A 7,471-nucleotide genomic window follows, 5' to 3' on the forward strand; every position below is an offset into this window, starting at 1 on the left:
ACGCAAACGACTAGAGTTCAAGAAACCGATCGAACTAATCGAACCCCTCCTGTTGCAATGACCGCTTGAATCCGCCGAACCCTCTACGGGACACTTTGTGGGCAGTCGCTTGTGCTGTATCCGGATGTACAGGATCGAGCCGATCCTTCGGAGCATCTTAGCTATTTCGTGTGGCGAGCTTCTGACCCACGCCGCTGGTTGTCGTCGGCTGTCAGCATATTGCGCCCGGTCTGCCGTTCAGTTGACCGATAGGCTAGATCAAGGTGTGCACATCCAGGGTTATTGGAGGGGATTTCTCGTTCGGTTCAATCATGAATTTCGTCAAGCAGACGTGGTCTACGAAAACACTCTTCGCAAGGCTGGGCAGCAGCGGAAACTGATCACGCACGAGGTGTTGGCCTCGATGTTGGTCGTGCTGGTCCTGTGGATGACCATTCCAGCACCTGATCCGGCGTGGAGAATCACTCAGATCATGCTCGGCGTCGTGGCGATCACTGGTGTTGGCCTACGCCACCTTTACCCACGTATTGCGTTCACGCTCGCTTTCGTCAGCACTGTCGTTGCGGCGGTCTTGGGGCTTACTGTTGATCCGTTGTTGTTGGCTGGTATCGCGTTGAATTCAGTGGCGGCCCAGCGTGGTCGCCGGGCTTTTGCTCCGTGGATGCTGGGTGTCGCTTTTGTCGGGGCGTTCATAGCGCTATTTCTTGATGTTGCCGGTTCCGAAGATGACATGCGCAACGTGTTGTTCAGCGGTATCACGTTGTGCGTGGCGTGGGCACTGGGCGTGAAGACTCGAACGGCACGGGAACTAACCGCAGCGACTGCCGCGATCGAAGAACGCATGCGTTTGGCGCGGGATGTTCATGATGTGCTTTCACATTCATTGGGCGCGATTGGTGTCCAGGCGGGCGTGGCCGCACACATCGAGGGGCTCGGCGAGGCACAACTGCGCTCTGCCCTGCGAGAGATTGAACAACTTTCTCGCTCGTCCATCGCCGAACTTAGAACGTTACTCAGCACGACGCGGGGCGCGGATGACGACGACGTGTTCGCGGCAGAACTGCCGAATTTACTGGCCGAGACTGCTCATACGGCCAAGCAATCTGGTGTCCTGACGACCGTCACGGCTACCGGTATCGAGAAATTGCCGGCTGCCCACCGGGTCACTTCTCATCGCATTGTGCGGGAAGCGGTCAGCAACATGATTAGGCACTCGGGAGCAACCCGCTGCGACATCAAAGTCCATGCCTCAGATCGGTCGGTGACCGTCACTGTTACCGACAACGGCCGTGGCGATATCTCGCACGGGAATGGCGGGTTTGGACTGAGGGGAATGCAAGAGCGTGTGAACCTGCTCGGCGGTACCTTCCATGCCGGGACACTCCCTGCTGGAGGATTCGAAGCATCGGCAGTATTGCCCCTGGCCCACGGAGAAGATGGTGACAATGAATGACGTGATTCGGGTTCTGATCGCAGATGACCAGGCCCTTTTGCGAGGGTCATTCCGTCTTCTGGTTGATAGCGACCCTGGCATGCGGGTCGTTGCGGAGGCTGCCGACGGGGAAGAAGCCATCGCATTATGCGCTCAGCATCGCCCAGATGTGGTGTTGATGGACGTGCAGATGCCCCGGATTAGTGGGCTGGAGGCAACCCGTGCGCTTTGTTCTCAGCCGGGTGGTCCTAGAGTCATCGTGTTGACGATGTACGACCTCGATGAGTACGTCTATGAGGCACTTCGTGCCGGGGCATCTGGTTTTCTTCTCAAGAACTCGCCGCCCTCAGAGTTGTTGCACGCGATCAAGGTGGTGCACGAGGGCAATGCCCTACTGGCCCCCGAAATCACCAAGCGGCTTATTGCCACATTGACCCCTTCTCCGAGCGCTGCCACCACACGAATGAGCGCAGCTCGGGAAGATGCACGGTTGGAGCGGTTGACCGCCAGGGAGCGTGAAACCTTTGGGTTGATCGCGCGCGGCAGATCAAATGACGAAATCGCCGCCGAGCTCCACCTGTCCCGCATGACGGTGAGAACCTACGTCAGTCGCATCCTCACCAAACTCGACTCCCGCGACCGCGCCGGACTGGTCGTCATCGCCTACGAAACAGGTTTCATCACACCCGAGGGCCAGGTTCCCCAATGTTGACCGAGCTGAACTGTCAACATTCGCGGACTGTATTTGCCTTTGAGCACTGGTAGGTGGCTGCCAAGTTGTTCCAAAGTGTCAACATGAGGGGGCGGATTTCCGCCACGGTACTTGTTTGACTTGAACTCATGATCGAAATCAGTAATCTCGTCAAACGCCACGGCACCCGCAATGTTGTCAATGACATCAGCTTCACAGCACAACCTGGCCGCGTCACAGGGTTCCTCGGGCCAAACGGGGCCGGCAAAAGCTCCACTCTGCGCATTCTCTTGGGCTTGGACAGGGTCACCTCCGGAACTGCACTGATCAACGGGAACACATATCGCAGCATGCGCAATCCGCTGCGGACGGTGGGGGCGATGCTCGATGGACCCGGTGCGAACAAGGGCCGCACTGCCAAATCCCATCTCACGTGGATCGCGCAAAGCAACGGCATACCGCTCTCCCGGATCAATGAAGTCCTCGCGACGACCGGTCTGAGCGATGCTAGCCGCACCAGGATCGGCGGATTTTCACTCGGGATGGGGCAACGTCTCGGCATTGCAGCAGCACTACTTGGTGATCCAGAGATTTTGGTGCTCGATGAACCAACCAACGGGCTTGACCCCGACGGGATCCGCTGGATACGCCGTTTTTTGCGTTCGCTGGCGGCGGATGGGAAAACAGTTCTTGTATCTAGTCACCTGATGGGCGAGATGGAAGAAACCGCTGATGACTTTGTTGTCATCGCCCAAGGTCGCGTGGTTGCCCAAGGTACTGGAGACGAAGTCAGAGGAGACCACGGCAACCTGGAGACGGCATTCTTCGCACTCACCGAAGGAAAATCAGAATATCTTTCCGGCGGGATTGATGGCAGCGAGCAAGAATGAGGGCGATGAATCTATTTCGTTCCGAAAGCACAAAATTATTCACGAACGTTACAACCTGGATTATCGCAGGGGTGGCGATTCTGGCGACCTGGCCGATGGCCCTGACCAACGCGGGAGCGTCTAATCTACCGGCAGATGACCCGCGACTCTTTTCGTCTGAGCCCGTTCCACTGGAATTCCAAGGGTTCGAGATGGCAGGGTATGGATACGTGCTCGTGGTCGTACTGGCAGCACTCTGGGCAGGAAACGAGTACGGCAGCGGAATGCAGATCCGCACCACGCTAGCTGCCACGCCGAAACGCGGACGGCTCTTCCTGACAAAATCAGTATTACTGGCGGTGAGCGTCGGGAGTATCGGCTTCATCACGATGACTGGCACGATCGTCATCACCCATATGGCGTCAAACTCCGGCCTTGGCCCATGGACGTTATCGCCTGAAATCTGGAAGCACCTTGGCGGCGTGACCCTCGCCTGGACCTTGACCGCACTGATCGCTTTCGCCATTGGGTCCCTCGCTCGAACTGCGGTCCTGCCACTGCTCCTGGTAACCCCCCTGGTCATCGGTATTGGTGACTTCCTCGCCTCGTTCTGGAGTGGTGCAAAATACTTGCCCGTGACAGCTGGTGCATCCATGTATAGCGATCCTGCAGCAGGAACCTACCTCACCCCGCTAACCGGAGGAATCGTTCAAGGACTCTGGGCGCTCGTACTGCTCAGTACTGCTTACTTTGCATTTTCTGGCAGAGATGTCTGAGGCGTGAGCATGTTCAACACCTTTCGTTCCGAACTCACCAAAGCGTTCACCTTGCGCAGCGTTCAGGTCACTTTACTTGTGGCTGTCTTGGTGCCGCCCTTGTTGGCATTCTTCTCAGGACGCGCTTTCGACCCCACACGCACTGCTCCGGGTGGGTTTCCCATCGAGTCACACGGCTTTGAGACCGCAGGCTTTGGACAACCGATCATCATCTTGTTCGCAGCTCTTGTGGTGGGCAGCGAGTACTTGGATGCTCAAATACGAACAACTCTCACCGCGACCCCCTCTCGTGGTCGAATCATCGGTGCCAAGCTCCTCATCACCGCACTTCTATCCGCAGTTGTTGCTGCACTCTCCACGACAGGTGCTGTGCTCCTCAAACATGCCGCTCTGGGTGACCGGGGAATGAATTTGGACCAATTCACAATATCCATGGCTTGGAACCTGTTGGGTGCCATCATCAACTACAGCTTGCTCAGCTTGATCGCTGCCAGCGCGACACTGATCATGCGCAACTACATTGCCACCATCGTGGTTCTCGTGCCCATGGTCCTGGGACTGACAATCTCTTTGGTCGGTGCGATACCGTCGCTGAAATTCCTTCCCGACCTGGCAGGAGTCCAACTCCTAACTACATATCCCGGCGTCGGACTCCTTGACCCGATACCCGGTGCATTCGTCATGACGGCCTGGGCTCTCGGACTCGGAACTATTGGGTCGCGCCTGTTCCAGAGCCGCGATGTCGGAACCAACTAGAAGGCCGGAGCAGTCAGCGGCGACGCCCACGAGAGTTGCGCCCGCAAGGGGAACATCAGAGTCCCGTAAGACGGTCGTTCAATAGGTCGTTGGGGTGTGGATGAAGCGAACACGGAGTGCGCCGATTTGCGCGTCGGTAAGACCGAGTCCGGTCCGTGCGTAGCCCTCGATAGTCCCGTACTTGCTACGCATCTCGTTCAGTGCAGCGTCGAAGTAGCTGTCACACACCCTGAGGATCGGCTGCAGTAGGCCGATGTTCACTCCCTTTGCTTCGAGAGCATCGAGCATGGGCTGAAGCGCTGGGGCAAGGTCGGTGTTCGTCTCAAGGTAATCGGCGCGTACGTCGTCTTCGGACGCCCCGAGGAGTAGCAGGAAGGAGATTGCAGCCCACCCGGTGCGATCCTTTCCGGTGGTGCAGTGGAAAAGCCCTGCCCCGATGCGGCGCTCATCGATCAGGTCAAGGAAGAACTTCCGGTAAGCGGTGCGGGCGGATGGCATGCTGACGAACTCCCGGTTCGCATCGGCGAGATACTCATCCGCGCGTCCAGCACCGAGCATACTCTCAAGCGCAGCCGGATCGGCGATGAGCTTAGGGATACTCGCGGCAACATTGTTGGGGGCGTCAGCGACCACATCAAGCCAGACTATGCGAGTGCCTTCAGGGACATGATCGAGGGCTCCGTGTCGCTCGGCCGCGGTCCGGAAGTCGTACACGGTTGTGATGTTGAGCTTCGTGAATGCGGCTTCGCCCGAGCCGTCGAGCTTAGCGAGTGACGCGGACCGGTAGAGGAGGCCGGGTTGCACAATGCCGTGTGAGACTGGGATACCGCCGAGGTCGCGCATGTTCGGTGCGCTTGTGAGTACTACGCGGCGGTCGGGAAGCTGAGGGGTCACAAGAACTCTTTCTAGGCGGAATCGGTGGCGGCCTGACCCATGGCCGACACGAACCGAGGCATCGGAGTCGGCTGTTGGCGGTACGGTCGAGCATGTAGAAAGCAAGGTCACGATCAGTGTAGCTGTGGCACGGCTTAACTTGCCCGAGCATCTCACGCAAGTCACGGGTACAGAACCTCTACACGGGCGTGCTGAGAAACAAATACGGGCGGTACTGGGGTCGCCGCAGAAAACGGAAAAATCGTACGGCAGGTTCAAGTGGCCACTGGGCTGCAGCTTGCCAATGGAAGCCGCACTGGGCCGTCCGCAAGCAGAAGGTCGGCCGAACCAGTACGCTCCTGAGAAGAGTCGTGCAGGGGAGTACTGAGCGGGAGTGGAGATTAGTGCAGGGGAGTACCGAAAGTTCAGTGCTCAATACTCGTCTGCACAACCCTAGAAATACGCGGGACGCTGTGCAGGCGAGTATTGAAAATGACATGTTTCATTACTGGCAGTGTCTCAGTGGGGGAGTGTCCCAGTTCCTTGGAACTGAGACACCCGCAAGCGAGGGGTGCCAGGGAATCATGAGGCCACCAGAACATGCAGGGCCATTGTCATTTTCAGTACTCGTCTGCACAAATTTCAGTACTCGTCTGCACGGCCTTGAGATGCCCGTACGGGAACCCTGAGTGGGTCGGTGAGGAACTATCTGGATTGCACGGAATAGGTGGCTCGCAGCAACCCGTCGTCCTGAGTTGCGTGGTGACCGCGAAGGGTGAGTAGGACGTCACGGTCGAGATCGCCGAAGAGCCTGCTTCCGCGCCCGAGGAGCACTGGTGCGATTGAGACGGTGATTTCATCGATGAGTCCCGCAGCGAGGAATGACTGGATCGTCCGACCTCCGTCGATGTAGACGCGGCCTGCTCCCTCATACGATAGAAGTTCTCGCGCTTCTACGACCGACCGGACGACCTGCACTCGTTCGTCGCCTTCGGATGTCCTGCTGAGTACGATGACACGTTTGCCGTCAAACGGCCAAGCATGGAAGGTCAGGACAGTCTCGTAGGTGGTGCGGCCCATAACAAGCGTGTCTACATTTGGGTAAAAATTTTCCCATGTCAGCGCGGGGTGTGCTGCGGATCCGATTGTGTGCGGACGTGGGGTCGGATCAGTGAGCCAGGTGAGGTCGCCATCGGGCTTGGCTATGTAGCCGTCGAGACTTGTGCCAATGAAGACGCATCCCTGCCAGTTGCGGTCGTGTGTCATGTCCAGCCTTTCAGGAGGTTATCGAGAGTATGGGTCGGTGTTGTGGGGTCGAAGTCCACGGCGCGCCGGTAGAGACTGCCATGGAGCGCATCGAGAAGTATCAAGGCAGTCTCGTGAGGCTCAAAGCCTGTTCGCAAAGGCAAGAGTGCCAAAAGGGTGGAGAAATAGTTGACTTGCTTACGCCACCCGTCACGCAGTAGCTCAGCCGCGGTTGGAGACCAAAGATCGCGCATGAGTTCCCCTAGACCGAAGATCGCCATCGACGATGAGGGTGCGGCGAAGTTGTCCTCGATATACCCACGTAGCTCTGCCAGTGGAACATCGGCGCCGATGGGCGAGGTAGGGATTCGTTCGATCCAACGCCTGGTGAGGGCAAGGAGCAGGCCCTGCTTGGAGCCAAAGCGCTTAATTAGACCTGCGGGACTCATTCCAGCCGCGGGCGCGATGTCCTGGAGACCCCAAGGCTCTGTTGAATCTCGCTCGGCAATCGCAGCATCGATCAGGTCCAGCAGGTCGATGTCAGAGGTTCGCTGCGGTCTACCCATAGGAGTTAGTAAATCATGAATTACTAACTTTGTTGCACCACTCGGTGGAAAGTGCGCTTGCAAGTCGAATCAGCAAGTGTAAATTCTTTTCCACTGGAGCAGTCCCATAATCCCGTATGCCGGTCGGTTCGCGGGGCAAGGAATCATCCGAATTTGGATGTGAACCATCGGCGGCAGCTCGTCCCACAGGGGAACCTCCTGCGGCCAAAACGGCAAAACGTCACATCACCCCTGACCTCAGCAACGTAGCAGTGTAGGATTCC

Annotated in this window: 8 protein-coding genes; 5 read left to right on the top strand and 3 right to left on the bottom strand. The window is 57.7% G+C overall.

Going from position 1 to position 7,471, the window contains the following annotated elements; translation table 11 throughout:
- Positions 1-265 precede the first annotated feature (265 nt).
- From CXQ94_RS21015 to CXQ94_RS21035, 5 genes are all read left to right on the top strand, one after another.
- The gene (locus tag CXQ94_RS21015) at positions 266-1,453 is read left to right on the top strand and encodes a sensor histidine kinase (RefSeq protein ID WP_181034352.1); all 1,188 of its coding nucleotides are present in this window, start codon (positions 266-268) and stop codon (positions 1,451-1,453) included.
- A complete protein-coding gene (locus CXQ94_RS21020) occupies positions 1,446-2,144 on the top strand; it encodes a response regulator transcription factor (RefSeq protein ID WP_104092545.1) in 699 nt (232 codons plus the stop codon). The genes CXQ94_RS21015 and CXQ94_RS21020 overlap by 8 nt, the downstream gene beginning before the upstream one ends.
- Positions 2,145-2,272: 128 nt before the next feature.
- Entirely contained in the window at positions 2,273-3,013 is a 741-nt protein-coding gene (locus tag CXQ94_RS21025; protein WP_104092546.1) for an ABC transporter ATP-binding protein, read from the top strand.
- A 5-nt stretch (positions 3,014-3,018) separates the two neighbouring features.
- The gene (locus CXQ94_RS21030; RefSeq protein ID WP_104092547.1) at positions 3,019-3,768 is read left to right on the top strand and encodes a hypothetical protein; all 750 of its coding nucleotides are present in this window, start codon (positions 3,019-3,021) and stop codon (positions 3,766-3,768) included.
- A gap of 9 nt (positions 3,769-3,777) precedes the next feature.
- A complete protein-coding gene (locus tag CXQ94_RS21035; protein ID WP_104092548.1) occupies positions 3,778-4,524 on the top strand; it encodes an ABC transporter permease in 747 nt (248 codons plus the stop codon).
- 78 nt (positions 4,525-4,602) lie between these two features.
- Here CXQ94_RS21035 and CXQ94_RS21040 read toward each other — a convergent pair whose 3' ends face one another.
- The 3 genes from CXQ94_RS21040 to CXQ94_RS21050 form a co-directional block, all read right to left on the bottom strand.
- Positions 4,603-5,418, bottom strand: coding sequence for a tyrosine-protein phosphatase (locus CXQ94_RS21040; protein WP_219817101.1), 816 nt, complete (start codon positions 5,416-5,418; stop codon positions 4,603-4,605).
- 684 nt (positions 5,419-6,102) lie between these two features.
- Entirely contained in the window at positions 6,103-6,663 is a 561-nt protein-coding gene (locus tag CXQ94_RS21045; RefSeq protein WP_104092549.1) for a dihydrofolate reductase family protein, read from the bottom strand.
- Positions 6,660-7,208 (bottom strand): TetR/AcrR family transcriptional regulator, encoded by a 549-nt coding sequence (locus tag CXQ94_RS21050; protein ID WP_104092550.1) that lies wholly within the window; start codon positions 7,206-7,208, stop codon positions 6,660-6,662. The genes CXQ94_RS21045 and CXQ94_RS21050 overlap by 4 nt, the downstream gene beginning before the upstream one ends.
- Positions 7,209-7,471: the final 263 nt, after the last annotated feature.

This window comes from Arthrobacter sp. GMC3 (assembly GCF_002929305.1).
Classification (GTDB): domain Bacteria; phylum Actinomycetota; class Actinomycetes; order Actinomycetales; family Micrococcaceae; genus Specibacter.

Bases quoted from the DNA above. Each gene is read 5' to 3' on its own strand.
- CXQ94_RS21020 (WP_104092545.1), top strand. From the start codon at position 1,446: ATGAATGACGTGATTCGGGTTCTGATCGCAGATGACCAGGCCCTTTTG.
- CXQ94_RS21025 (WP_104092546.1), top strand. From the start codon at position 2,273: ATGATCGAAATCAGTAATCTCGTCAAACGCCACGGCACCCGCAATGTT.
- CXQ94_RS21030 (WP_104092547.1), top strand. From the start codon at position 3,019: ATGAATCTATTTCGTTCCGAAAGCACAAAATTATTCACGAACGTTACA.
- CXQ94_RS21035 (WP_104092548.1), top strand. From the start codon at position 3,778: ATGTTCAACACCTTTCGTTCCGAACTCACCAAAGCGTTCACCTTGCGC.
- CXQ94_RS21045 (WP_104092549.1), bottom strand. From the start codon at position 6,663: ATGACACACGACCGCAACTGGCAGGGATGCGTCTTCATTGGCACAAGT.
- CXQ94_RS21050 (WP_104092550.1), bottom strand. From the start codon at position 7,208: ATGGGTAGACCGCAGCGAACCTCTGACATCGACCTGCTGGACCTGATC.